At 71.2% G+C, this 23,777-nt stretch carries 25 protein-coding genes; 18 read left to right on the top strand and 7 right to left on the bottom strand.

Annotated elements, in window-relative coordinates; all coding sequences use genetic code 11:
- Nucleotides 1-47: 47 nt before the first annotated feature.
- On the bottom strand, nucleotides 48-674 hold the full coding sequence (coaE, locus tag KBY90_RS10725; protein ID WP_254968683.1) for a dephospho-CoA kinase: 627 nt from the start codon (nucleotides 672-674) through the stop codon (nucleotides 48-50).
- A 931-nt stretch (nucleotides 675-1,605) separates the two neighbouring features.
- On the opposite strand from coaE, the gene argJ reads away from it, so the two are divergent.
- The 4 genes from argJ to KBY90_RS10700 are packed head-to-tail and all read left to right on the top strand — an operon-like array spanning nucleotide 1,606 to nucleotide 5,431.
- A complete protein-coding gene (argJ, locus tag KBY90_RS10715) occupies nucleotides 1,606-2,859 on the top strand; it encodes a bifunctional glutamate N-acetyltransferase/amino-acid acetyltransferase ArgJ (protein WP_254968616.1) in 1,254 nt (417 codons plus the stop codon).
- A gap of 10 nt (nucleotides 2,860-2,869) precedes the next feature.
- The gene (locus tag KBY90_RS10710; protein ID WP_254968615.1) at nucleotides 2,870-3,343 is read left to right on the top strand and encodes a hypothetical protein; all 474 of its coding nucleotides are present in this window, start codon (nucleotides 2,870-2,872) and stop codon (nucleotides 3,341-3,343) included.
- A gap of 43 nt (nucleotides 3,344-3,386) precedes the next feature.
- Nucleotides 3,387-3,746 carry a hypothetical protein gene (locus KBY90_RS10705; protein ID WP_254968613.1) on the top strand — a complete coding sequence of 120 codons (360 nt, stop codon included), beginning with the start codon at nucleotides 3,387-3,389 and terminating at the stop codon, nucleotides 3,744-3,746.
- Nucleotides 3,743-5,431 (top strand): AarF/ABC1/UbiB kinase family protein, encoded by a 1,689-nt coding sequence (locus tag KBY90_RS10700; RefSeq protein ID WP_254968611.1) that lies wholly within the window; start codon nucleotides 3,743-3,745, stop codon nucleotides 5,429-5,431. Before KBY90_RS10705 ends, KBY90_RS10700 begins: the two co-directional genes overlap by 4 nt.
- Nucleotides 5,432-5,439: 8 nt before the next feature.
- On the opposite strand, the gene eno is transcribed toward KBY90_RS10700, so the two are convergent.
- Nucleotides 5,440-6,732 (bottom strand): phosphopyruvate hydratase, encoded by a 1,293-nt coding sequence (eno, locus tag KBY90_RS10695; RefSeq protein ID WP_254968609.1) that lies wholly within the window; start codon nucleotides 6,730-6,732, stop codon nucleotides 5,440-5,442.
- Nucleotides 6,733-6,927: 195 nt separating this feature from the next.
- Between eno and gloA the strand changes: the two genes are divergently transcribed.
- The 6 genes from gloA to rplA all read left to right on the top strand — a co-directional run bounded on the left by gloA (nucleotide 6,928) and on the right by rplA (nucleotide 12,473).
- Nucleotides 6,928-7,326, top strand: a complete 399-nt coding sequence (gene gloA / locus KBY90_RS10690) for a lactoylglutathione lyase (RefSeq protein ID WP_254968608.1) — start codon at nucleotides 6,928-6,930, stop codon at nucleotides 7,324-7,326.
- Between the two features lies 1 nt (nucleotide 7,327).
- Nucleotides 7,328-10,111, top strand: coding sequence for an ATP-dependent Clp protease ATP-binding subunit (locus KBY90_RS10685; RefSeq protein ID WP_254968606.1), 2,784 nt, complete (start codon nucleotides 7,328-7,330; stop codon nucleotides 10,109-10,111).
- Between the two features lie 49 nt (nucleotides 10,112-10,160).
- Nucleotides 10,161-10,436 (top strand): preprotein translocase subunit SecE, encoded by a 276-nt coding sequence (gene secE / locus KBY90_RS15110; RefSeq protein ID WP_396122572.1) that lies wholly within the window; start codon nucleotides 10,161-10,163, stop codon nucleotides 10,434-10,436.
- Nucleotides 10,437-10,482: 46 nt separating this feature from the next.
- Complete coding sequence (gene nusG / locus KBY90_RS10675; RefSeq protein ID WP_254968604.1) at nucleotides 10,483-11,136, top strand: transcription termination/antitermination protein NusG; 654 nt, start codon at nucleotides 10,483-10,485, stop codon at nucleotides 11,134-11,136.
- A gap of 105 nt (nucleotides 11,137-11,241) precedes the next feature.
- Nucleotides 11,242-11,667, top strand: a complete 426-nt coding sequence (rplK, locus tag KBY90_RS10670) for a 50S ribosomal protein L11 (protein WP_254968603.1) — start codon at nucleotides 11,242-11,244, stop codon at nucleotides 11,665-11,667.
- A gap of 98 nt (nucleotides 11,668-11,765) precedes the next feature.
- Entirely contained in the window at nucleotides 11,766-12,473 is a 708-nt protein-coding gene (gene rplA, locus KBY90_RS10665) for a 50S ribosomal protein L1 (protein ID WP_254968602.1), read from the top strand.
- Here the strand turns inward: rplA and KBY90_RS10660 are convergent.
- From KBY90_RS10660 to KBY90_RS10650, 3 genes are all read right to left on the bottom strand, one after another.
- The gene (locus KBY90_RS10660) at nucleotides 12,457-13,473 is read right to left on the bottom strand and encodes a hypothetical protein (RefSeq protein WP_254968601.1); all 1,017 of its coding nucleotides are present in this window, start codon (nucleotides 13,471-13,473) and stop codon (nucleotides 12,457-12,459) included. The genes rplA and KBY90_RS10660 overlap by 17 nt on opposite strands.
- 23 nt (nucleotides 13,474-13,496) lie before the next feature.
- Nucleotides 13,497-14,996: a class I adenylate-forming enzyme family protein gene (locus KBY90_RS10655; RefSeq protein ID WP_254968600.1), complete on the bottom strand. Its 1,500-nt coding sequence runs from the start codon at nucleotides 14,994-14,996 to the stop codon at nucleotides 13,497-13,499.
- 125 nt (nucleotides 14,997-15,121) lie between these two features.
- Nucleotides 15,122-15,370: a hypothetical protein gene (locus tag KBY90_RS10650; protein ID WP_254968599.1), complete on the bottom strand. Its 249-nt coding sequence runs from the start codon at nucleotides 15,368-15,370 to the stop codon at nucleotides 15,122-15,124.
- 79 nt (nucleotides 15,371-15,449) lie between these two features.
- Between KBY90_RS10650 and KBY90_RS15105 the strand changes: the two genes are divergently transcribed.
- On the top strand, nucleotides 15,450-15,734 hold the full coding sequence (locus KBY90_RS15105) for an acyl carrier protein (RefSeq protein ID WP_254968596.1): 285 nt from the start codon (nucleotides 15,450-15,452) through the stop codon (nucleotides 15,732-15,734).
- Here KBY90_RS15105 and KBY90_RS10640 read toward each other — a convergent pair.
- Complete coding sequence (locus tag KBY90_RS10640) at nucleotides 15,712-16,830, bottom strand: aKG-HExxH-type peptide beta-hydroxylase (RefSeq protein ID WP_254968594.1); 1,119 nt, start codon at nucleotides 16,828-16,830, stop codon at nucleotides 15,712-15,714. The genes KBY90_RS15105 and KBY90_RS10640 overlap by 23 nt on opposite strands.
- A gap of 259 nt (nucleotides 16,831-17,089) precedes the next feature.
- On the opposite strand from KBY90_RS10640, the gene rplJ reads away from it, so the two are divergent.
- Together rplJ and rplL are read left to right on the top strand one after the other, a co-directional pair.
- Nucleotides 17,090-17,623, top strand: coding sequence for a 50S ribosomal protein L10 (rplJ, locus tag KBY90_RS10635; RefSeq protein WP_254968593.1), 534 nt, complete (start codon nucleotides 17,090-17,092; stop codon nucleotides 17,621-17,623).
- Nucleotides 17,624-17,700: 77 nt separating this feature from the next.
- A complete protein-coding gene (gene rplL / locus KBY90_RS10630) occupies nucleotides 17,701-18,090 on the top strand; it encodes a 50S ribosomal protein L7/L12 (protein ID WP_254968592.1) in 390 nt (129 codons plus the stop codon).
- Nucleotides 18,091-18,471: 381 nt separating this feature from the next.
- Here rplL and KBY90_RS10625 read toward each other — a convergent pair whose 3' ends face one another.
- Complete coding sequence (locus KBY90_RS10625; RefSeq protein WP_254968591.1) at nucleotides 18,472-19,293, bottom strand: DUF3747 domain-containing protein; 822 nt, start codon at nucleotides 19,291-19,293, stop codon at nucleotides 18,472-18,474.
- Nucleotides 19,294-19,362: 69 nt separating this feature from the next.
- Here KBY90_RS10625 and KBY90_RS10620 point away from each other — a divergent pair, with 69 nt between their 5' ends.
- From KBY90_RS10620 to KBY90_RS10600, 5 genes are read left to right on the top strand one after another with little or no spacing between them, the layout of a single operon-like run.
- A complete protein-coding gene (locus tag KBY90_RS10620; RefSeq protein WP_254968590.1) occupies nucleotides 19,363-20,136 on the top strand; it encodes a ribonuclease H in 774 nt (257 codons plus the stop codon).
- 8 nt (nucleotides 20,137-20,144) lie between these two features.
- Nucleotides 20,145-21,326 carry a quinone-dependent dihydroorotate dehydrogenase gene (locus KBY90_RS10615; protein WP_254968589.1) on the top strand — a complete coding sequence of 394 codons (1,182 nt, stop codon included), beginning with the start codon at nucleotides 20,145-20,147 and terminating at the stop codon, nucleotides 21,324-21,326.
- 37 nt (nucleotides 21,327-21,363) lie between these two features.
- Complete coding sequence (locus KBY90_RS10610; protein WP_254968588.1) at nucleotides 21,364-22,245, top strand: hypothetical protein; 882 nt, start codon at nucleotides 21,364-21,366, stop codon at nucleotides 22,243-22,245.
- Entirely contained in the window at nucleotides 22,242-22,961 is a 720-nt protein-coding gene (locus tag KBY90_RS10605) for a PilN domain-containing protein (protein WP_254968587.1), read from the top strand. The genes KBY90_RS10610 and KBY90_RS10605 overlap by 4 nt, the downstream gene beginning before the upstream one ends.
- Nucleotides 22,958-23,752 carry a hypothetical protein gene (locus KBY90_RS10600; RefSeq protein ID WP_254968586.1) on the top strand — a complete coding sequence of 265 codons (795 nt, stop codon included), beginning with the start codon at nucleotides 22,958-22,960 and terminating at the stop codon, nucleotides 23,750-23,752. The genes KBY90_RS10605 and KBY90_RS10600 overlap by 4 nt, the downstream gene beginning before the upstream one ends.
- Nucleotides 23,753-23,777: the final 25 nt, after the last annotated feature.

Genomic DNA, 23,777 nt, shown 5'->3' with positions numbered 1-23,777 from the left:
ACGCACGCTGTTCGGCCTGATGGCGCTGTCCAGCGGCTGAACGTGGCCTACCGGCTCCGGGCGAACACCCGCTCGCTTTCTGCCACCAGCTGCTCTGCGCCACCCCGGTTGTCGATCAGCCGGTCGGCCAGGGGGCGCTTGCGTGCCAGCGGCCACTGGGCGGCGATGCGGGCGCGGGCGTCGCCTTCGCTGAGGCCGTCGCGGGCCATCAGGCGCTGCAGCTGCTGGCCCGCGTCGCAGTCCACAAGCCATACCTCGCTGCAGAGGTCCTCCAGCCCCGCCTCGAACAGCAGCGGGATCATCAGCACCACCGCAGGCGCCGCGGCCAGCCGCTGCAGCTCCGCCTCGAACCGGGCGCGCACGATCGGGTGCACCAGCTGCTCCAGCCAGCGGCGCTCCGCCGCATCGGCGAACACGATCGCCCCCAGGGCGGCCCGATCGATGGCTTCCGCGCCGCCCGCCGCCCGCACCCGCTCCCCGTAGCGCGCCAGCACCGCCCGTGCGCCCGCACTGCCCGGCGCCAGGGCCTCGCGGGCATAGGCATCGGCATCCAGCAGCGGCAGCCCCCGCGCCGCCAGCAGCCGTCCCACAGTGCTCTTGCCGCTGGCGATGCCGCCGGTGAGGCCGATGCGGCGCTGCCGGCCCGTCCAGCGGGGGCGGTTGAGGCGCTCCAGCAGGGCGGGCGGCCCCAGCTGTTCGAGCCGGAAGCGCTCGCCGTAGCTGGGGGTGGGACGCTCCGAGTAGAAGCGGCTGCCCCGGGGTGGCCGCAGCCGTTGCCAGCGGTTCAGCAGCCGGCTGCGCAGCCGCAGGCCCGTCCGCACCAGGCTGCGCAGCGCCCCAGGGGCGGCAGGCCAGCCCAGCGGCGCTGCCAGCTCCGGTTCCACCACCGCCTGCAGCACACCCCGCACGGCCGGCCGCAGCGGCGCCGGCCAGTCGTCCAGCAGCATCGCCAGGGTGGCCTCGCTCACGATCCGGTTGCTCTCGGCCGGCCGGAAGAGCTCCCGCTCCACCTGGGTGTTCAGCGCCAGCAGGCCCTCCAGGCTGGCGGGAATGGCGCCGATCCCCATGCGAGCGCCCACATGGCGCCAGAAGCGGAACAAGGCCTGCTGCTCGGCGGGACCCAGGGGCCGCCAGCCGTGGCGCTCCAGCCAGCGGATCGGCTCGGCCACGAAGGTGCTGAGCACGTAGAGGAAGTCGTCGTTGCTGATGGCGTAGGCGCCGTGGATGCGGTTCATGCGGCTGATCACCGCCGCACCGGCCGGGCTGTCGGGGCCGTGGCGCAGCAGCTCGGCCACCATCAGGCCGGTGTCGTCGTAGCGCTTGCGCGGCCGCTCGCTGAATTCGCCCGTGCGGCTGAGCAGCCCGGAGATGGAGGGCAGGCAGAAGGTCTTGAGCAGGGCCAGCTCCAGGGAGCGGGTGATGTCCCAGGGGAACAGCACACCCGCCAGCTGGCGGCAGATCGCCACCGCCTCCCCATCGAGCCCTGCATCGGGTTCGGCTTCCATCGGCCGTTCCACTGCCCCGTCGCTGCCGGCCCAGTCTGGGCGGGGGCACGGCGGCCCGCCCGCGTTTCAGGATGGCTTCACCGGCCCCGGCCTCCCCGCCTTGACTCCCAGCCCCCACCCCTGGACCCTGATCCCCGGCGGCATCACCGCCCCCGAAGGTTTTCAGGCCGCCGCGGTGACCGCCGGCCTCAAGGCCTCGGGCAACCCGGATCTCTCCCTGCTGCTGGCCCCACCCGGAGCCGTCTGCGCCGGCACCTTCACCACCTCCCTGGTGCGGGCCGCCTGCGTCGACCTCTGCGCTGAGCGGCTGGCGGCCAGCGGTGGCCACGCCCGCGCCGTGCTCACCAATTCCGGCCAGGCCAACGCCTGCACCGGCGAGCGGGGCCTGGCCGACAGCCTCACCGCCACGGCCGCGGCGGCCGAGCGCCTGGGCCTGGCGCCCGAGGAGGTGCTGATCTGCTCCACGGGCGTGATCGGCGTGCCGATCCCCATGGACACCCTGCTGGCCGGCCTCGACCCGCTGGTGGCGGCCCTCAGCCCGGAGGGGGGCGCGGCGGCGGCCCAGGCGATCCTCACCACGGATCTGGTGGAGAAACAGATCTCCCTGGAAGCCAGTCTGGGCGGCCGCCGCGTGCGCATCGGCGGCATGGCCAAGGGCTCGGGAATGATCCACCCCAACATGGCCACGATGCTGGGCTATCTCACCTGCGATGCCAGCGTGCCGGCCGAGGTGTGGCAGGGCATGGTGCAGCGGGCGGTGGATCGCTCCTTCAACGCGATCACGGTGGACGGCGACACCAGCACCAACGACACGTTCCTGGCGTTTGCAGCCGGTGAGCCCCTGAGCCCCGAGCACTTCGAGGCGCTGGAGGCCGGCCTGACGGCGGTGTCGCAGCACCTGGCCCGGGCGATCGCCCGCGACGGCGAGGGCGCCACCTGCCTGATCGAGGTGCAGGTCGAGGGGGCGGCAGATGACGCTGGTGCCCGCGCCATCGCCCGCACCGTCTGCGGTTCGTCGCTGGTGAAGTGCGCCGTGCATGGCCGCGACCCCAACTGGGGCCGGATCGTGGCCGCCGCCGGCCGAGCCGGGGTGCCCTTCGATCCCACTGCGGTGGCCCTGTGGCTGGGGGAGCACCAGCTGATCGCCGCCGGCCAGCCGCTGGTCTTCGACCGTCCCGCCGCCGCGGCCTACCTGCGCGAGCGGGCCGCCGGCACCTACCTGGGCGGCAGCGGTCCCGGCGGCGACACGGTGCTGATCCGCCTGGTGGTGGGTGCCGGCCCCGGAGCGGGCGTGGCCTGGGGCTGCGACCTCTCGGATCAGTACGTGCGCATCAACGCCGATTACACGACGTAGCCTCTCCCCCATGGCGAGTTCCGCTCCCGTTCGCTCCACTCCCGCCCGGATGCCGTCCCCCTGGCGCCTGGCGCTGGTGGCCGGGGTCTGTTTCGGCCTGGGCTACGGCGTGGTGCAGCGCCTGATGCAACTGGAGCTGCCGCGCGGCGGGCGGCTCTCGGAACCGTTCCGGATGCGGCAGTTCCCGGGCACCAGTCTCGACAGCCTGCGCCTCAAGCTGGGTGAGGAGCCGCGGCCGCTGCGCGGTGATCTCGGTGTGCTGGAGCAGCAGGAGCAGCAGCGCAAGGCCGAGGAGGAGCGGGCACGCCGCGACAGGGAGATGGAGGCCGAGCGCCGGCGCGAGAGCCTGGCGGACGATCTCGACCGGGATCTCGAACCCGCGCCGGCTCCCCCGCTGCTGCCTGACCCCGCTCCTCCCCCGGCCGCCGACCCGCCGCCCCCGCCTGAGCTGCCGGCCCCGCCGCCTGGGCCCATCACACCCTGAGCGGTTCCATCTGCCACAGTTCCTGCAGCTGCAGCCGGTCCCGATGCCAGCGCCTCAGAGCCTGATGCAGGCGGCCTTCGCCCGACTGGGGGCCCGACTCGGCAGCGGTCTGCTGGATGCGGCTGCGAACGCCGCCGTGGCCCTGCAGGACGCTCCCGAGCTCTGGCGGCGGGAGCTGCGTCTGTTCTGGGAGGAGGTGGAACAGGAGGCCGAGCGGCTGGAGCGAGGCCCCTCCGCCCACGACCCATCCCAGGCCAGCGGCTCCCAGCCGGAGACGGCCACGTCCGGCGCTGCGGCGGTCGGCAGCGATCCCCACGTTTCAGCGGCGGAACTGCAGGACCGCATCGATGCCCTGCGGGCCCAGGTGGCGGGATTCAGCCGACGCCTCGATCAGACGCCGTGATCGGCAGACCCCTGCTCTGGCGACCACTGCGCATCTGGTGGCTGGCCCTGCGGCTGAGCCTGGGGCTCTGGTGGGACGGCCAGAGCTGGACCTATCCCGGTGGTTCCACCCCCGAGCGCCGCTCCCAGCGGGCCCGCCGGCGGGCCCGCTGGCTCACCGCCGAATTTCTGGCGCTGGGTTCGGCCTTCATCAAGCTCGGCCAGCTGCTCTCGGCCCGGCCCGATGTGCTGCCCGCCGAGCTGGTGGAGGAGCTGGCCCTGCTGCAGGACCGGGTGCCCGCCTTCCCCTTCGCCGTGGTGCAGGAGCTGCTGGAGGCGGAACTGGCCGAGCGCTGCGCCGAGATCATCGACCTCGATCCCACGCCGCTGGGATCCGCCAGCCTGGCCCAGGTGCACCGCGCCAGCCTGCGCAGCGGCCGCCAGGTGGTGCTGAAGGTGCAGCGTCCCGGCCTGGAGCACCTGTTCCGGCTGGATCTGGAGGTGCTGCAGCAGGTGGCCGCCCTGGTCCAGCGCCATCCCCACTGGGGCCGGGGCCGCGACTGGGTGGGCATCGCCAAGGAATGCCGGCGCGTGCTGCTGCGGGAACTGGACTTCCGCCTGGAGGCCGAGCACGCCGCCCGCTTCCGCCAGCAGTTCCTCGATGACCCCGGCATCCGCATCCCGGCGGTGATCTGGGAACTCAGCTCCCGGCGCGTGCTCTGCCTGGATTACGTGCCGGGCATCAAGGTCACTGACCGTGAAGCCCTGCTGGAGGCGGGCATCGATCCGGGCAGGGTGGCCGAGAAGGGGGCCGCCAGCTACCTGCAGCAGCTGGTGCGCTTCGGCTTCTTCCACGCCGACCCCCACCCGGGCAACCTGGCGGTGGCCCCCGACGGGGCCCTCATCTACTACGACTTCGGGATGATGGGGCAGCTGTCGGGCCGCCTGCGCTCACGCCTGGGCCGGATGGTGCGGGCTGCGGCTGCCCGCGACGCCGGCGCCCTGGTGGAGGAACTGCAGGCCGCCGGCGTGATCGCGGCGGGGGTGGATCCGGGGCCGGTGCGGCGGCTGGTGCGCGTGATGCTCACCGAGGCGCTGACGCCGCCCTTCTCCGCCAACGTGATCAACAAGCTCTCGGGGGACCTCTATTCGCTTGTCTACGGGCAGCCCTTCCGGCTGCCGCCGGAGCTGATCTTCGTGATGCGGGCCCTCTCCACCTTCGAGGGCGTGGGGCGCAGCCTCGATCCCGGCTTTAGCCTGGTGTCGATAGCCCGTCCCTACCTCCTGCCCCTGATGACCTCAAGTGGTGGAGCGGGTTCGCGCGGCAGCCTCGGCGGTTCTGCCCTGATCGGTGAGATCTCCCGCCAGGCCGCCGAGGTGGGCAGCCGCGCCCTGGGCATCCCCCGCCGCCTCGACGAGAGCCTCTCGCGCATCGAGCAGGGGGATCTGCAGGTGCAGATCCGCGCCGGCGAGACCGACCGTCTGCTGCGCCGGCTGGCCCTGGCTCAGCAGAGCGCCGGCCAGTCGATGCTGCTGGCCGGCCTGGCCGTGGCGGCCGCCCTGCTGGCCGTGAGCACCCGGCCGGCCCTGGTGGCGGTGCCCCTGGTGCTGGCCGCGCCGGTGAGCCTCAGCTGGCTCAAGCTCCAGGCCCGCCTGCGGCGTGACGGCCGGCTCGATCAGCTGCCGGGGATCGGCGGCGCCCCTTAGGGGCGCACTCAGCCCTTGCCGCGGGGGCCGCGGTCCTCGGCGCCGGCGTAGACGGCCTGGCTGCCGAGTTCGTCTTCGATGCGCAGCAGCTGGTTGTACTTGGCCACGCGCTCGGAGCGGCTCAGCGAACCGGTCTTGATCTGGCCGGCGCGGGTGGCCACCGACAGGTCGGCGATGGTGGTGTCCTCGGTCTCGCCGCTGCGGTGGCTGATCACGCTGGTGTAGCCGGCGCGGCCCGCCAGGTCGATCGCCTGCAGGGTCTCGGTGAGGGAGCCGATCTGGTTCACCTTGATCAGGATCGAGTTGGCCACCCCCAGATCGATGCCCCGCTGCAGACGGCTGGTGTTGGTCACGAACAGGTCGTCACCCACCAGCTGCACGGTGGCGCCCAGCTTTTCGGTGAGCAGGCCCCAGCCCTCCCAGTCGTCCTCGGCCACGCCGTCCTCGATCGAGACGATCGGGAAGCGGCTCACCAGCGCCGCCAGCTGGTCCACCATCTCGGCACTGGTGTAGCTGCCGCCGTCGAAGGCGTAGTGGCCGTCGTTGAAGAACTCGGTGCTGGCCACATCGAGGGCCAGGGAGATCTGATCGCCGGGGCGGTAGCTGGCCTTCTCGATCGCCTGCACCAGCAGCTCGCCGGCCTCCACGTTGCCCAGATCCGGCGCGAAGCCGCCCTCGTCGCCCACGGCGGTGCTCAGGCCCCTGTCCTTGAGCAGACCCTTGAGCACGTGGAACACCTCGGTGCCCATGCGCAGCGCCTCGCGGAAGCTGGGGGCGCCGTGGGGCACCAGCATGAACTCCTGGAAATCGAGGCTGTTGGCGGCGTGGGCGCCGCCGTTGATCACGTTCATCAGCGGCACCGGCAGCAGGCTGGCCATCGGTCCGCCCAGGTAGCGGTAGAGCGGCAGCCCCACGCCATTGGCGGCGGCCCGGGCGGTGGCCATGCTCACGGCCAGGATGGCGTTGGCGCCCAGGGCGCTCTTGTTGTCGGAGCCGTCCAGCTCGATCATCGCCGCGTCCACGGCGGCCTGGTCGAGGGCGCTGAGGCCGCAGAGGCTGGGGGCGATCTTCTCCTCGATGTTGCTCACCGCCTGCAGCACCCCCTTGCCCATGTAGCGGCTGCCGCCGTCGCGCAGCTCGTGGGCCTCGTGGGCACCGGTGCTGGCGCCGCTGGGCACGATCGCCCGCCCGCTGGCACCGCCCTCGAGCAGCACCTCCGCCTCCACGGTGGGGGTGCCGCGGGAATCCAGCACCTCGCGGGCCACCACTGTGTCGATCACAAGGTCGAGAGAATCGATCACGGAGCCGCTGTCGGGATGTCTGCGGGGGATCTTATGGGTCACCCCTGGGGCCTCCGGAGTGCGTTCGGGCACTGCTCCAGGCATTCGCCTCCACAATGGCCGCAGGGCTCAGCCCCGCCGCGCTGCACCCCCGCCACCGCCGGCCTGCTGCGGTTCCGCCACCTGTTCACCGTTCCACCACCCCGCCACCGACCCATGCGCCTGCTGCACACCATGCTCCGGGTGGGGGATCTGGAGCGCTCCCTGGCCTTCTACACCGAGGTGCTGGGCATGCGCCTGCTGCGCCGCAAGGACTATCCCGCCGGCCGCTTCACCCTGGCCTTCGTGGGCTACGGCGACGAGAGCGACCACGCCGTGCTCGAGCTCACCCACAACTGGGACACCGCCAGCTACGAGCTGGGCAATGCCTACGGCCACATCGCCCTGGGGGTGGATGACATCCACGGCGTGTGCGAACGGATCCGCGCCAAGGGCGGCCGGGTGGTGCGCGAACCGGGCCCCAAGCAGCACGGCAGCACCGTGATTGCCTTCGTGGAGGATCCGGACGGTTACAAGGTGGAGCTGATCGAGCTCAGCTCCCGCGCCGCCGCCTGAGATGCGCACCGACTCCCCCGCCGCCGCCGACGAGCGCCTGCCCGCCACCCTCACCAGCGATCCCGAGCGCTTCAGCGACGACGCCTGGGAGCTGCTGCTCGCCAGCCAGGACACGGCCCGGCGCTGGCGCCATGGCGCCATGGACGTGGAGCACCTGCTCCAGGCCCTGCTGCTGGATCGGCGCTTCGCCGGCTGGGTGGAGCGGCTGCCGATCGACGCCGACCGGCTGCTGGATGCCGTGGAGGGCTTCTGCCTGGAGCAGCCGGGGGGGGCGGGCGGCGACCTCTACATCGGCGACGCCCTGGAGGATCTGCTCGAGGCGTCCGACCGGCGCCGGGCCGCCTGGGGCTCGCGGCTGATCGACGTTCCTCACCTGCTGCTGGCGCTGCTGGACGAACCGCGCATCGGCGCGTCGCTCCTGGCCGCCGAGGGGCTGGCGGAGGAGCAACTGCTGCGCTGCCTGCGCACCGCCGGGCCGGCCTCGGAACCCGCCGGGCCCGCCCCGCCCCGCCTGCCCGTCCGCCCTGCCGCGCCTGCGCAGCGTGCGGCGGATGCCTGGATCGATGCTCCCTCCAGTGCCCCGCCTCCCGCCGCCGTCCGCGGGGCCACGGAGGCGGCGCCGGAGCCGGGGCCGCAGCTCCAGCCCGAGGAGGCCGAGCCCACCGCTCTCGAGCGCTACGGCCGCGACCTCACCGCCGCGGCCCGCGGCGGCGAGCTGGATCCGGTGATCGGCCGCGACGCCGAGATCCGGCGCCTGATCCAGGTGCTCTCGCGGCGCAGCAAGAACAACCCCGTGCTGCTGGGGGAGCCCGGCGTGGGCAAGACCGCCGTGGTGGAGCTGCTGGCCCAGCGCATCGTCGCCGGGGAGGTGCCTGAGGCCCTGCTGGGGCAGCGCCTGGTGGCGCTCGATCTGGGCGCCCTGATCGCCGGCGCCAAGTTCCGCGGCCAGTTCGAGGAGCGCCTGCGCGCCGTGCTGGCGGAGGTGCGCGACGCCGAGCCGGGCGTGATCCTGTTCATCGACGAGCTGCACACCGTGGTGAGCAGCGACCGCTCCAGCGCCGATGCCGGCAGCATCCTCAAGCCGGCCCTGGCCCGGGGGGAGCTGCGCTGCATCGGCGCCACCACCCCCGACGACTACCGCCGCAGCATCGCCAAGGATGCGGCCCTGGAGCGGCGCTTCCAGCAGCTGATCGTGCGCGAACCCGACCTGGAGACCAGTGTGGCGATCCTGCGCGGCCTCAAGGAGCGCTACGAGCTGCACCACGGCGTCACCATCAGCGATGCCGCGCTGGTGGCGGCCGCCCGCCTCGCCGACCGCTACATCAGCGACCGCTGCCTGCCCGATTCGGCCATCGACCTGATCGACGAGGCCGCCGCCCAGCTGCGCATGGAGGTGACCTCCAAGCCCCAGCCGGTGGAGGAGGCCGAATCCGAACTGCGCCGGGTGGAGCTGGCCCTGCTGTCCGCGGAGGCGGCGCCCCAGGCCGAGCGGGTGGCGCTGCAGCAGCAGCGGCAGCGGGCCACCGAGGCCCTGCAGCGGGTGCAGGAACGCTGGCGCCGGGAGCGGGAGCAGCTGGCGGAGCTGCGCGAGCTGTTCCAGCGGGAGGAGGATCTGCGCCAGGCCATCGCCGAGGCCGAGCGCGACGGGGCCTGGGAGGAGGCGGCCCGGCTGCAGGTGGACCGGCTGCAGGCGGTGCAGCAGCGCCGCGAGGCCCTCGAGGCCGAGCAGCTGGCGGACCAGCGCAGCGGTGAGTCGATCCTGCGCGAGCAGGTGGAGGCGGGTGACATCGCCGATGTGGTGGGCCGCTGGACCGGCATCCCGGTGCAGCGCCTGCTGGCGGGCGAACGCCAGAAGCTGCTGGAGCTGGAGGCCCGGCTGGAGGAGAGGGTGATCGGCCAGGGGGAGGCGGTGGCGGCGGTGGCGGCGGCGATCCGCCGGGCCCGGGCCGGCATGCAGGCCCCCACCCGGCCGGTGGGTTCGTTCCTGTTCCTCGGCCCCACCGGTGTGGGCAAGACCGAACTGGCCAAGGCCCTGGCGGCGGCCCTGTTCGACGAGGAGGAGGCGCTGGTGCGGCTCGACATGAGCGAGTTCATGGAGCGCAACGCCGTGGCCAGGCTGGTGGGCGCCCCTCCGGGCTATGTGGGCTACGAGGAGGGCGGCCAGCTCACCGAGGCCGTGCGCCGCCGCCCCTACGCCGTGCTGCTGCTCGACGAGGTGGAGAAGGCCCACCCGGAGGTGTTCAACCTGCTGCTGCAGGTGCTCGATGACGGCCGCCTCACCGACTCCCAGGGCCGCACGGTGGACTTCCGCCACACCGTGGTGATCATGACCAGCAACCTGGCCAGCCGGGCGATTCTCGACAACGCGCGGGCGGGAGGGGATCCCGACCAGCGCGAGCGGCAGCTGGAGCAGGCCGTCGAGGCCGCCCTGGCCAGCCAGTTCCGGCCGGAATTCCTCAACCGCATCGACGAGGTGATCCGCTTCCGCCCGCTCTCCCCCGCCGACCTGCAGCGCATCGTGCGCCTGCAGCTGGCCGAGCTGGGGGCCCTGCTGGCCGAGCAGAACCTGGAGCTGGTGGTGGAGGAGCCGGTGGTGCAGGCGCTGGCGAAGCAGGGCTACGAGCCGGAGTACGGGGCCCGGCCGCTGCGGCGGGTGCTGCGCCGCCGCATCGAGAACCCCCTGGCCACCGAGCTGCTGGCCGAGCGCTTCAGCGGCGCCGGTGGCGTGAGGGTCGAGCTCGCCGACGCCGCTGGCGAGGAGCTTCGCTTCCAGGCCCTCCGGTAGGGTGGTCGATTGTCCAGACGCCCAGACGTCATCCCCAGCCGAGCCCGCCGTGGAGCCCGACGCGACCCAGCCCGCCCAGCCAAGTCAGGACCCGGCCACGGCCACGGAGCCCCTTGCGGTTCAGGGGGCCGCGGCCGATGCCGCCGCCTCGGGTGGGGGGTTCGCCGCCGCCACCCTCGATGAACTGCGCCGGGTGGTCTGGCCGAGTCGCCAGCAGCTGTTCAGCGAGTCGGTGGCCGTGATCCTGATGGTGGGCCTGTCGGCCGCCGCCATCGCCGCCATCGACCGCTTCTTCGGCTGGGCCGCCTCCCAGCTGTTCCGCTGATTCCGCCGTCCGCCAGCCGCCGACCCCGACTTCTCCTGTGAACACCGTGTCCGAGATCCTGCCCGAGACATCCACCGCCCTTGATGCCGCCCCTGATGCCGCCCTCAGCGCGACGGCCGAGCCTGCGGAGAAGCGTCAGGTGGCCCGCTGGTATGCCGTGCAGGTGGCCTCCAGCTGCGAGAAGAAGGTGAAGGCCACCCTGGAGCAGCGGGCCGTCACCCTGGGCGTGGACAACCGCATCCTCGAGATCGAGATCCCCCAGACCCCGGGGGTGAAGATCAAGAAGGACGGCAACCGCACCAGCACCGAGGAGAAGGTGTTCCCCGGCTATGTGCTGGTGCGCATGGTGCTCGATGAGGACACGATGATGGCGGTGCGCAGCACCCCCAACGTGATCAATTTCGTGGGGGCCGAGGAGCGCCGCGCCACCGCCCGGGCCCGGGGCCACATCAAGCCCCGGCCCCTGTCCCGCCAGGAGGTGGACCGCATCTTCAAGCGGGCGGCCGAGAAGAAGCCTGTGGTGAAGGTCGACCTGGCCGAGGGCGATCAGATCCTGGTCACCGCCGGTCCGTTCAAGGACTTCCAGGGCGAGGTGATCGAGGTGAGCGGCGAGCGCAACAAGCTCAAGGCCCTGCTCTCGATCTTCGGCCGGGAAACCCCCGTGGAGCTCGAGTTCTCCCAGATCAGCAAGCAGAGCTGAGGCCCCGGCCTTCGCTCAGCGGCCGTCTCCCTGCGGAGGGCGGCCGTTTCCGCCACACCCCCGGCGATGGGGGTGATCCGCAGAGTTGCCCCGTAGCCCCAGACGATGGCCAAGAAAGTCGTAGCCGTGATCAAGCTGGCCCTCCAGGCCGGCAAAGCCAACCCGGCGCCGCCCGTGGGCCCTGCCCTCGGTCAGCATGGCGTCAACATCATGGCGTTCTGCAAGGAGTACAACGCCCGCACCCAGGACAAGGCCGGTTATGTGATTCCGGTGGAGATCTCGGTCTTCGAGGACCGCAGCTTCACCTTCATCACCAAGACCCCGCCCGCCTCGGTGCTGATCTCCAAGGCCGCCGGCATCGAGAAGGGTGCCGCCACCTCTTCCAAGGGAGCGGTGGGTGCCATTTCCCGCGCCCAGCTCGAGGAGATCGCCAAGACCAAGCTGCCCGACCTCAACTGCACCAGCGTGGAGTCGGCCATGCGCATCATCGAAGGCACCGCCCGCAACATGGGCGTCGCCGTGAACGACTGAGCCTGCTGGTTCAGACACCATCCCTTCCATCCATTCACCGGGGGAGATCCGGCCGGGCCTGAGGCCCAGCACCGGTTCGCCCGCACCCCATTCCTGCCATGCCCAAAGTTTCCAAGCGCTACTCCGACCTGGCCGCCAAGGTGGCCGATCAGGCCTATGCCCCGCTCGAGGCTCTCGAGCTGGTGAAGGCCAACGCCACCGCCAAGTTCGACGAGACGATCGAAGCCCACGTGCGCCTGGGCATCGACCCCAAGTACACCGACCAGCAACTGCGCACCACAGTGGCCCTGCCCCACGGCACGGGTCAGACCATCCGCATCGCCGTGATCGCCCGCGGTGAAGCGGTCGCCGCCGCCAAGGCCGCTGGGGCCGACCTGGCCGGCGACGACGACCTGGTGGAGAGCATCGCCGGCGGTGCGATGGACTTCGACCTGCTGATCGCCACCCCGGACATGATGCCCAAGGTGGCCAAGCTGGGCCGGGTGCTCGGTCCCCGCGGCCTGATGCCCAACCCCAAGGCCGGCACCGTCACCACCGACCTGGCCGGCGCCATCGCCGAGTTCAAGGCCGGCAAGCTGGAGTTCCGCGCCGACCGCACCGGCATCGTGCACGTGCGCTTCGGCAAGGCCAGCTTCGACGTGGCCAAGCTGCTCGACAACCTCAAGGCCCTGCAGGAAACCATCGACCGCAACAAGCCCAGCGGTGCCAAGGGCCGCTACTGGCGCTCCCTCTACGTGACCTCCACCATGGGCCCCTCGGTGCAGGTGGACTTCGCCGCCCTGCAGGACCTCAAGCAGGAGGGATGAGCCGCTCCTCCCGGCAGCGGATCGGGGGAAGCGGGGCCTGCTCCAGAAGGTGGCGGTGGATCTCGGTGAGGGTCCACCCTTGCTCCACCAGATCCCGGTGCAGCGTGTGGCCGTGGCAGCCCTCGTACCCCCTCAGGGTGAGGCTGCCGGGCCGCGGTGAGCGGGTGCGGTAGTACGACGCAATCCGCAGGGCGTGATCACGGTCCTGGTCGTGCTCCGCCGGGTAGACCAGCAGAAGATTGCTCGGGCCTGCGCTGGCTTCCGCCTCAGGATGACGACAGCGGTCGAGCACACCATCACCGGGCCGCAGCATCGCCTCACTGGCCAGGGCGCAGAGGGCGATGCCACGGCGAGCGCCCAGCTGTTCCGCCAGCACCAGAGCCGCCAGAGCGCCTGTGCTGCTGCCCAGCACCGCGCAGCGTCTGCCGTCGCCAGCACCCAGGGAACCGGAGATGCCGGGCAGCGTTGCCTGCAGAGCGTCCGACAGTTCCAGAAGCCGGGCGCCGTCTCCGGCCAGAAATGATTCCCGGCGCTGCCGGCGCACCAGGATCAGGTCCCATCCCAGCCTGGCCAACGCCTCGATCACGAACGGTCCCGGCGCCATCAGCAGGCCGTAGTCCCCCGGCAGGCCGATCAGACAGGGACGCTCTGTGCCGGCGGTCTCGTGCCCGTAGGCATAGAAGTGGAAGCCCGCGGCTTCCCAGCGATGGCGGCGGATGGGTTGCGGTTCGTCGATCAGCCCCGGAACGAAGGTGCTCGCCTGAAACTCCCAGTTGCGCATGCTGGGCCAGGGGGAGCCGTCGCGGCGGTGGGCCTCCAGGCAGGCCTGCAGTTCGGCCGGAGTGGCGAAGCGGTTGATCACCATCCGGTGCAGGTTCACCAGGTTGTTGGAATCAACCGCCCGGATCCGTTCATACCACTGCTGAGGGGATTCCTGCAGGAGTTCCTCCTCCAGGTCTGCCCAGGGCAGGTGCTGGGTGTCGCTGACGGGGTTCAACACGGGGGGTCGGGGGGGAGGGGCAATCAGCCGAGGCGGTGGGCGTCCGCCAGCACCCGCCGCAGGGGCTTGCCCGTGGGCCCCCGGGGCAGATCATCCGGCAGCACCACGATCTTCTTGGGAGAGCGCACACCCAGCTGCTCCCGGGCCAGCCGGCGCAGACGGTCTGAGGTCTCCTGGGGATCCACGCCTGGCCGCAGCACCACGGCCGCCATCGGCACGGCCCCGTAGTGGGGCGACGGGGCCCCGAAGCCGGCGCAGTCCAGCACCTCCGGCTGGGCGCGGAGCACCTCCTCGATCTCCAGGGGTGACACCAGCAGGCTGCGGAACAGGAAGACGTCGTTGGCGCGTCCGCCGAAGATGATCTGGCCGGAGGGGGAGCGGGCCAGCAGGTCGTTCGGGTTGAATCCCTCCACCACCTTCACCGGCACGGGGGCGGCTCCGGGTTGACCGGGCGGGCGGATGTGCCAGGTCTTGCGCACCCTCATTTCCCGGAATTCCAGCCCGTCCCTGAGCAGGGGGGCAGTGTCGTCGATCGGTTCCAGCACCACATTCGCCAGGGGCCGGCCGAGGGATTCCGGTTCATCCAGCAGTTCCTCCGGTGGCAGCCAGGTGAGCGGTCCGGTCTGGCTGGTGGCGTAGACCACCCCGACGCGGGGACGCCCCAGGTCGGCGACGGCACGGCGCAGATCCATGGGCACGTGGTCGGCCCCCACCACGCAGAGGAAGTCGGCCGGGCAGCGCTGCAGCTGCCCGAGCCGCAGACAGGAGCGCAATGCCCCAGGGTCGAAGGTGCAGGACTGTGCCCCGGCTTCGAAGTGCTCGGGCCGGAAGGGATCGTCGAAATCCCGCAGGATCAGGTGGTGACCCTGCAGCAGGTGGAACAGCTTGAACATGCGGGCATTGGCGTACTGCATGCTTGTGCCGAGCAGGGGGCGCTGCAGCAGGCGGTAGGGCGACCAGTCCACCCCCTGCAGGCTCCAGAGCAGATCCGCCGCCGTTCTGCAGTTCAGGCTGCCCTGTCCGGAGCTTGTGCCGGAACTCAGGCTCAGAAACAGCGCGTCCGCATGGATCGCTGAAGGGCTTGCCTGCAGAGGAGGCAGGGCGTGCAGTTGCCAGCCGGCGAGAGGCTCGCCGAGCGGGATGGCGTCCGCCCAGCCGCCCCCTCCCGGATGATCGCTGAGCAGATGGGTGAGTCCGTAGCGTCGCCGCAGGGTGCAGCGTTCACTGGAGGTGATTCCCAGGGGCACCAGGGCCTGGGTCCATCCCCCCAGCAGCACGCCCACCAAGGCGGCGAGGTGGTGGATGTGCTCTCCGGCCAGGATTCCCAGGCGCACCGGCTGGCCTCCACTGCCTGCCTCGGGAAGCCACTCCTGCAGTGTCCGCCGGAACTCGAGGGCGCGTGTGGCGAAGCGGCCGGGCTCCCAGACATGGCCGGCCCAGTCCAGCGAGGCTTGAGCGATGGCCGTGATCAGGAGGTCAGGTAGGACGGTGGCCAGGTGTGGGGGTCCGTGGGATCGGGCCATGCAGCCAGTGTCTGGAAACAAAAAATCCAGCCCGTGGGCTGGATGGGAGGGGTTGATACCGCCAGGCCTCTGGTTCACCGCCACAGGTCCCTGGGTCGGAAGCCTCAGGAGCCTGTGACCCAAGCTCAGGGTGTGCCAGGGTTATCCTTGCCATCGGGGTTGCCGCCGCCCCCAGGGTTGGTGCCGTCACCGCCACCGGATTTGTTCTTGCCGCCGGGGGGTTCATCTGCCCCCACCTTGGCTGAGAGGGCGGAATGGGTGGCCGTGGTGGCGGCCTCGGGGATGGCGAGCAGGGGGAAGTCCTCGGCGATCTGCAGGGCTGCCACCAGCCCTGGCTGCTCCTGAAGAAGCCGGAATCCGAACAGTTCGGGCATGACCCTGTGAGATAGGGATGGACGTTCAGATTAACCTTGCCAGTCAAGCCTCCATCCCCGGCTCCGCCCATGGCGCACCGTGCCCGATCCCGCACCTGAGCGCGCCCAGGCCCTCGATGCTCTGGTCGACAGCCTGCTGGCCCAGTCGGTGCCTGGCGCCGACATCGATGCCGTGATCGCGCAGCTGCGATCCCAGGCCGAAACGATGGCACTGGAGGAGCTGGGCCTTGAAAGCCTGGGGCTGATGGAGGTGTGCCTGCATCTCGAGCTCGATCACGGCGTGCCACTCACCCCCGACGACGTGTTGCTGATGAAGTCGGTGCGCGAGCTTCTGGATGCGATCAGCGCCCATCAGCGCCGCTGAGGTCGAGCCGCGCCCGGCTCACAGCCACCACCCCGGCGCCCGTTTCGGTGAGCTGGCCGTGTTTCTGCACGGCCTCCAGGGCGGATCGCCCCAGGGCCGTCACCCGCTCGAGCATGGCCCTGATCCCATCGCGGGGGCCTTGCCCTGGCGTGTCCCCGGGCAGCTCCGCAGCGAGCAGGCGGCGGAACAGCTCGGCGCAGCGCGCACTCACATACAGCGCGTGGATGATGCCGTGCATCGGCCGGGGGTCCGGACGGATCAGCACCTGGTGGCGCTCATCGTCGTCGTTGCGGCAGAGGCGTGAATCCTGCCCGATCACGAACAGTTCGGTGTGGGCGAATTCGTGCACGAGCCGCTCCAGCAGCTGGGCCGGTTCGAGCCGGGCGGCGCAGTTGATCAGCGAGCCGCCGCGGAAGAAGAAGGTGGTGGCCCCGCCGAAGCTCGTCCCGGCCCGCCTGGCCCGCTCGCCCGGCATGGTCAGCACCACCTGGCTCTGAAGCTGTTCCATCAGACCGTGGAGGGCAGGATCCACCCCGGCGATCAGGGAGCGTGCCGCGGTGATCGCCTCACGCCAGCGGTCGGTCTCAGCGGTGTCCGGCCCTTCCAGGTCGGCGACGAAATCCCCCCCCTCCTGGAAGAGCTCCAGCAGGTCCCGCCACTGCCACTCCGGCCTGCCGGCGTCTGCGAAGCTCACCACCCCGGAGGCCGGAGGGCCCTGAGGCAGCTCGCAGCCCAGCCAGTCGAGCAGCAACTCCAGCCGCGCCGATGGCTGGCGCCCGCTGAGGACGCACTGGCCGATGCGGTAGTAGAGGAGATAGATCCAGGGGCTCAGCGCTGCGGCAGGCACCTGCTCCAGTCGCTCCTGCAACCGTTTGCCGTGGCCTGCTGCGCGAACCGCCCCTGAGCGGCGTTCCAGATCGAGCAGGGATTCGAGCAGGCTCCGTTCGCCCTCTCGCCACAGCCCGATCACCGAAGGGGGCTCCTGGCCGGCTGTGGTGGCTGTTGCAGCAGGCGTCACGCTGGGCTGCTCCGGGCGGGGCAAGGCGGTGCGGCCGATGGGGTAGTTTGACAGAGCCGATTCATCCGGCACGGGCACGCGCCCGACCCCAGACAGCAGGTTGTCTGGGCGATCCGTCGACCGGTCCTCGGCCAGCGCATCGCCCAGGCGTAAGTCCCGCCGAGGTGAACGCGACAGGTTTCAGCCTCCCGTGCAGCAGCGGCGCCATGCCGCCGGCGAGCGGATCGGCAGCGGAACGTGCAGCGGCCTCGAGGTCCGGGCGGTGATTCCCTGAATCTCCCCGGCCACCGTCCAGGGCCGCATGCCCAGCTTGTTCCCCCGATCCGTTCCTCATCCCATGGGCCGCACTCTGGAGAACAAGCAACAGATCGTCGAAGAGCTCAAGGGGCTCCTCGGTGAAGCCGAAATGGCGCTGGTCCTCGATTACAAGGGCCTGACCATCAAGGAGATGTCTGACCTGCGCACCCGTCTGCAGGCCAGCAACGGCATCTGCAAGGTGACCAAGAACACCTTGATGCGCCGGGCCATTGATGGTGACAGCGCCTGGTCGGACCTCGAATCCCTGCTCACCGGCACCAACGCCTTCGTGCTCGTCAAGGGCGACGTCGGCGGTGCGGTGAAGGCCCTGCAGTCCTTCCAGAAGGACACCAAGAAGTCGGAGGTGAAGGGAGGCCTGTTCGAAGGCAAGCTCCTCTCCCAGAACGACATCAAGGCCATCGGGGATCTGCCCTCCAAGGAGGTGCTCATGGCCCAGATCGCCGGTGCGATCAACGCCGTGGCCACCAAGGTTGCCGTGGGCATCAACGAGGTTCCCTCCGGTCTCGCCCGGGCGCTCCGCCAGCACGCCGAGGGCGAGGGTTCGGCCTCCTGAGGCCAGCCGCCGTCACCGGTCCCGCCGCGCTCCTTCGATCCGACTGTTTTCCACAGATCTGTTGCTGATTCCCAACCATGTCCGCTACCACTGACCAGATTCTCGACCAACTCAAGACCCTCTCGCTGCTGGAAGCCTCCGAGCTCGTCAAGCAGATCGAGGAGGCCTTCGGTGTTTCCGCCGCCGCTTCCGCCGGCGTCGTGATGGCCGCTCCCGCCGCCGGTGGGGCTGCCGCTGAAGCCGTTGAGGAGAAGACCGAATTCGACGTGATCCTCGACGGCTTCGACGCCGCCGCCAAGATCAAGGTGCTCAAGGCCGTGCGCGAAGCCACCGGCCTGGGCCTGGGCGACGCCAAGGCCCTCGTGGAGGCTGCTCCCAAGGCCGTCAAGGAGGGCATCTCCAAGGCCGACGCCGAAGCCCTCAAGAAGGCCATCGAGGAGGCCGGCGGCAAGGTCACCATCAAGTGATAGTGATCGCCCCAGTGCTCTGATCGGCGCTCTGATCGGCATCGCTGCCACCGGCAGCGGCCGTGCCGGTCCCATCAGGGGCCGGCTTTTTCATGCCCTCAGCTTTTGCCCTCAGCCGTTGCCCAGGGCCTGGAGCAGCGCCAGGGCAGATCGGGGCGACCACCAGAACGGGGCCACCACCAAGCCAGGGCGACCGCCTGGTCAACACAACGCCCAGGCAAAAAAAAACCCCGCCGAAGGCAGGGCTGAAGATTGGAACGAGCTCCGGGAGTCTGTCCTCGTTTCGACCCCGGAGTGGTCGTTCCGCACTCCTCACACAAGGGCAAGCTAGGGGGTGGACCTGGGCCGGGCAAGGGGCGGAGGACACTCGCTCAACTGGGCTCAGGGGCGGTAGGGAACCACCTGCAGGGCGATCACGCCGCTGCCGGAGAGCTGGCCGGACTCCTCTGCGGGGGAGCGGTCAGCGGAACGGCCCAGCCGCAGACTCTCCAGGCGCGACAGCCGGGAACCGGTGCGGGGCGCGGCCGCGAGGCTGGTGGCGGCCTGCAGGGGGCTGGGGGGCGGCGGCGGCGGCGTGGCCCGGCCGAGCAGCAGGCCGTTGCCGGCATTGGCCCGGGCCAGCAGCACCGGCAGGGGCTCGGCGTTCGACAGATAGAGATGGTTCAGGCTGCGGCCCTCGAACTGACGCCGCTCCAGGGTCCAGCCATCGGCAAGATCCAGAGCCACCGGCCTGTCGCCGGCGACCGGTCCGCTGCCCACCACCAGCGGTGTGGGGCTCTCCGGGCTGGTGGCCAGCAGCTCCAGCTGGTCGTTGCGGCTCTCCAGCCGGAGGCGCCAGGGGTGACGCAGATCGTCGCCGGCGATTCGCAGTGAGAAGTCGTTGCTGGAGGCGAAGCGGCCGCAGACGCTGGCGGGCTGGTGGGTCTCGAAGCTGTCCACCGTGCCATCGGCGTTGCGGCGCCAGCAGGGGGGCGCCGGCTGCAGCTGCTCCAGCACCACCAGGTTCCAGCGGCCGCCGCTGAGCGGCTGGGCCAGGGCGATGACGCGGTCGGCCTCGACCGGGGTGCTGCCGAAGGGTGCGGCCGCCCTCGCCAGCTGCTGGGGCAGGGCCGGCGCCAGCAGCGCCGTGGCGGCCGCGGCGGCCAGGTGGCGGCGCCCGAACCGGATGGACGGGATGCTGGGAGCCGGAAACCTGAGGGACATGTGTGCTTCTGCCCCGGGGGCCTGGTGAAGATCAGGCAGTCTGTCTAGCCGAGAACGGGGATTTGTCCAGTGGCGAATGAGCCTCTGCGGGTGGTGGCTGCGGCCTGCGACGGCGCCTGCAGCGGCAATCCGGGGCCGGGCGGCTGGGGCGCCCTGATCCGCTTCGAGGATGGTTCGCAGCAGGAGTTCGGCGGGGCCGAGCCCGCCACCACCAACAACCGCATGGAGCTGACGGCCGCCCTGGCCCTGATGGAGGCCCTGCGGTCCCTGCCCCGCCACCCCGATCTGGTGATCCGCACCGACAGCCGCTATCTGGTGGACGGCCTGGGCCAGTGGCTGGCGGGCTGGAAGCGCAAGGGCTGGCGCACGGCCGCCGGAGCGCCCGTGCTCAACCGCGATCTGTGGGAGCAGCTCGACCGTGCCCGCCTGCCGGATGTGCCCCTGCGGCATGTGCGCGGCCACAGCGGCGATCCGGACAACGACCGCTGCGATGCCATCGCCGTCGCCTTCTCCCGTGGTCAGCGGCCCCGGCTGGCCACCCTCTCCACTCCCGCCACGCCCGCCACGCCCGCCGGCCCTGCCGGCGGCGCCGACGATCCCGCCCCGGCGGAGCTGCAGCGGCTGCTCAGCCGCCTGGAGCTGGCTGACCGGCTCGCCAGCGGCGGCCATGGCCTCACCCTGGTGGAGCTGGCCCAGCTGGTGCAGCAGCCCCTGAGCAGCCTCGAGCGCCGCAGCGCGGCCTGGACCTGGCGCGACTGGCAGGTGGAGCCCCTGGCTGACGGCCGCTGGCGCCTGCGGCGCGGGACGCCAGGATTGCCGCAGCGGCAGGGGCTGGCGGAGTGAAGCAGGCGATGGCGAGGCCAGGCGATGGAGCCGACGGGCGGCGCACCGGTCCGCTCTACGAACGCCTCGTCGGTCCGTTGCTCAGCCGGGACGAGGGCGCCGACGCCGAGCAGCTCAGCCAGCTCAGCCTGGCGGCCCTGGCCCAGGCGTCGCTGCGGCGCGACTGGCCGCTGGTGAGCGGGGTGCTGGCCGGGCTCGGCGCCGAACTGCGCCACCAGGATCCGCGGCTGGAGCAGACCCTGTTCGGCTGCCGCTTCGCCAATCCCGTGGGCCTGGCGGCCGGTTTCGACAAGAACGGCGTCGCCGCCGCCATCTGGCACCTGTTCGGCTTCGGCTTCGCCGAGCTGGGCACGATCACCTGGCATGCCCAGGGCGGCAATCCGCGCCCGCGCCTGTTCCGCCTGGCGGCCGAGCGGGCGGCCCTCAACCGCATGGGCTTCAACAACCGCGGTGCCCAGGCCTGCCGGCGTCTGCTGGAGCGCCAGCGCCTGGCGCCGCCCGGCCAGCGCCCGGCGGTGCTGGGCATCAACCTGGGCAAGTCGAAGACCACCCCGCTGGAGCAGGCGCCCGACGACTACGCCGCCTCGCTGGAGGTGCTGGCGCCCCTGGCTGACTACGCGGTGATCAACGTGAGCTCGCCCAACACCCCGGGGCTGCGGGACCTGCAGGACGAGGTGCTGCTGCGGCGGCTGGTGGAGCGGCTGCGGCGCCTGCCGGGATGTCCGCCGCTGCTGGTGAAGATCGCCCCCGACCTGGAGGATGACGCCATCGACGCCATCGCCCGGCTGGCCTTTCAGGAGGGGCTGGCCGGTGTGATCGCCGTGAACACCAGCCTGGACCGGCTCGGGCTGGAGGAGAGGCGGTTGCCCCAGACCGGCCGCACCCTGGCCGAGGAGGCCGGTGGACTGAGCGGCGCCCCCCTGCGCCAGCGGGCCCTGGAGGTGCTGCGCCGCCTGCGGGCCACCGCCGGGCCGGCCCTGCCGCTGATCGGCGTGGGCGGGATCGATTCCGCCGAGGCGGCCTGGGAGCGGATCGCCGCCGGCGCCTCCCTGGTGCAGCTGTACACGGGCTGGATCTACCGGGGCCCGGCGCTGGTGCCGGGGATTCTGGAGGGTCTGGGCCGGCAGCTCGATCGGCACGGCCTTGCGCACATTGGTGAAGCTGTCGGCTCGGGGCTGGCATGGCGCTGAAACTCGGGTAGGTTCTGCCCATTCGCACAGCCGACCCTTGGTGCTGTCCGGGATCAGGGAGCGGTGGCTGCCGCTGCGGGCGGAACTCTTCCCCCAGACGCTGCTGCTCGACTTCAGCCAGCCCCAGCTGCTGATCGGCCAGGCGCTCAAGGCCGGCAACCCCTTGGAGCCGCTCTGGACGGCGCCGGTGCCGGCACGCACCCTGCGCGATGGGGTGCCGGTGGTGCGTGACGCCCTGGGTGACTTCATCGGCGACCTGCTGCTGGAGCACAGCCGTCCCTACGCCGGCCTGGTGGTGGCGCTGCCGCGGGTGCTGAGCGAGTGGCGGGTGATCCAGTGGCCTGACCGCCGCGAACCCGCAGACCCGGTGGCGGCGCTGCGCGCCCGCGGCTCGAACCTGGGCCTGCCCTTTGCCCTCACTGAGGCCTTTCTGGATGTGCGCCCCCTGCCGGGCACGGGCTCCTGTTCGCTGCTCGCCGGTGCCGCGCGCGCGGCGGTGGAGGCCTGGATCGACGTGTTCGCCATCGCCGGCGGCAACCTGCGCCACCTGATCCCCGCCCAGGCCGCGCTGATGGCCGCCCTGCAACCGACGCTCGAGCAGGCCACCCCCGGAGAGCTGGTGGCGCTGCTCCAGCCCACCACCAGCGACTGCCAGCTGGTGGTGTGGCGCGACGGCATTCCGGAATACGAGCGCATCCTGCCCCTGGCGATCGATCAGCTCATTCCCGTGCTGCGCCAGGCGCTCGGCTTCTGCCGCAGCGCGCTGGGCGCCTCCGGTGTGCGGCTGATCCTGGCTGAACCGCTCGAGGGCGGTGGCGCCATCGAGGAGCAGCTGGGGCTCCCGCTGGAAATCGCCGACCGCGGCGACTACGGTTCGCTGCATCTGCGGGGTCTGGGAATGCTGGAGCAGGCAAGATGAGCACGACCACGGGCACCACACCCTTCGATCTGCTCTGGGAGAAGCGTCAGGAACTGGGGCTGCCCGAGCCCCGGGAGGCCGCAGCCCAGACCCGGGAGACCCTGCTCAAGGGAACGATCATCGGCGCTGCCCTGCTGGGTCTGACCCTGGGCGTGGCGGCGCTGCTCGGCCTGCGTTCCGCCATGGTTTCCGCCCAGCTGGACCGGATCTCCACCCTGGAGGCGGAGGTGGAGCAGTTCGAATCCCGCCTGCAGACCGAGCGCGCCCGTCTCAACCAGCTCAACATGGCCAACCAGGAACTGGTGAAGGGTCTGGTGAGTTCCCGCTCCGGCTCCGCACTGATGCGTGACATCCAGCTGCGGGTGCCCCAGGGCGTGCAGCTCACCGATGCCAGCGAGGCGGGCGGCGGGATCACCATGAAGGGCGTGGCCCGCGACCCGCAGGCCTTCGAGCGCATCAATGCCCTGCAGCTCGATCTGCGGCGATCGCCGCTGGTGGATCCCAACGCGGTGCGGCTGGTGAAGGGTTCCCGTCAGGCGCCGGCATCCGGTTCCGGCACCCAGGTATCTGCAGCCGACGCGGTGGACTTCGAGCTGCAGGTGGGCTTCCGGCCGGCCATTCCCCCGGCCGCCGAGAAGGTGATCCTCGAGGAACTGGGATCCGATGGCCTGGCCCGGCGCCTGGCCCTGCTCCAGCAGGAGGGCCTCCTGCAATGACCAACCTTCAGCAGACCGTCGACAGGGATCAGGAACTGCTCCAGCGCCGGCTGCTGCTCGGCGTGCCCATCGGCGTTGGGGCGGTGCTGTCGGCCCTGGTGTTCGGAGCCCTCGTTGTTCCCCAGTGGTTGAGCCTGCGGGAGAAATCCGGCCGCATCGAGCAGGCCCGCGATCTGGAGCAGCGGCTGCCCCTGCTGCGGGACCAGCTGGCCAAGACCTCCCAGGATCAGGAGCAGGCCGAGCAGCGGCGGCAGAAGATTCTCACTCTGATCCAGGGCAGCGGCGAGTTCCAGACCTTCCTGGCCCAGCTGGACCGGGAGGCGCGCCGCAACGGCGTTCAGCTCGATCTGTTCGAACCGATGGTGGCTGCGCCGCCGCCTGCCGAGCCTGCCGCTCAGGGTGGTGCCGCTCCCCCGAATCAGGCAGGGGCTGAGAAGGCTGGAGAGGGAGCCGAGGCGGCCAAGCCCAGATCTCCCCTCGAAGCCGCCGGTCTGAAGTCGGAATCGGTGGTGCTTTCAGCCCAGGGGCGCTATCCCAGTCTGCTGGCCTTCATGCGAGCGGTGGAGCGGCTGAGCCTGCTGGTGGTGCCCAGCAATTTCGCAATCTCCCTGGTGGAAGTGCCGCCCCCGCCCGGGGCGCCCGCCCCGGCGGCCAACGCACCCAAGCCCACGGTGCCGCAGCTGAAGCTGCAGCTCACCTACTACACCCCCGCACCAGAGGGAGCGGCGCCTGCCAACCCTGTGCAGCCGGGCCAGGCCCCTGCTGCCCCTGCCGCTGAGGCCCCTTCCTGAGGTTGAACAATCCGGCTTTCTCGGC

Origin of the sequence: Cyanobium sp. CH-040, assembly GCF_024346135.1 — a bacterium.
Taxonomy (GTDB): domain Bacteria; phylum Cyanobacteriota; class Cyanobacteriia; order PCC-6307; family Cyanobiaceae; genus NIES-981.
Note: the sequence above shows the minus strand (reverse complement) of the source record. Positions and strands in the feature narration are given on the sequence as shown.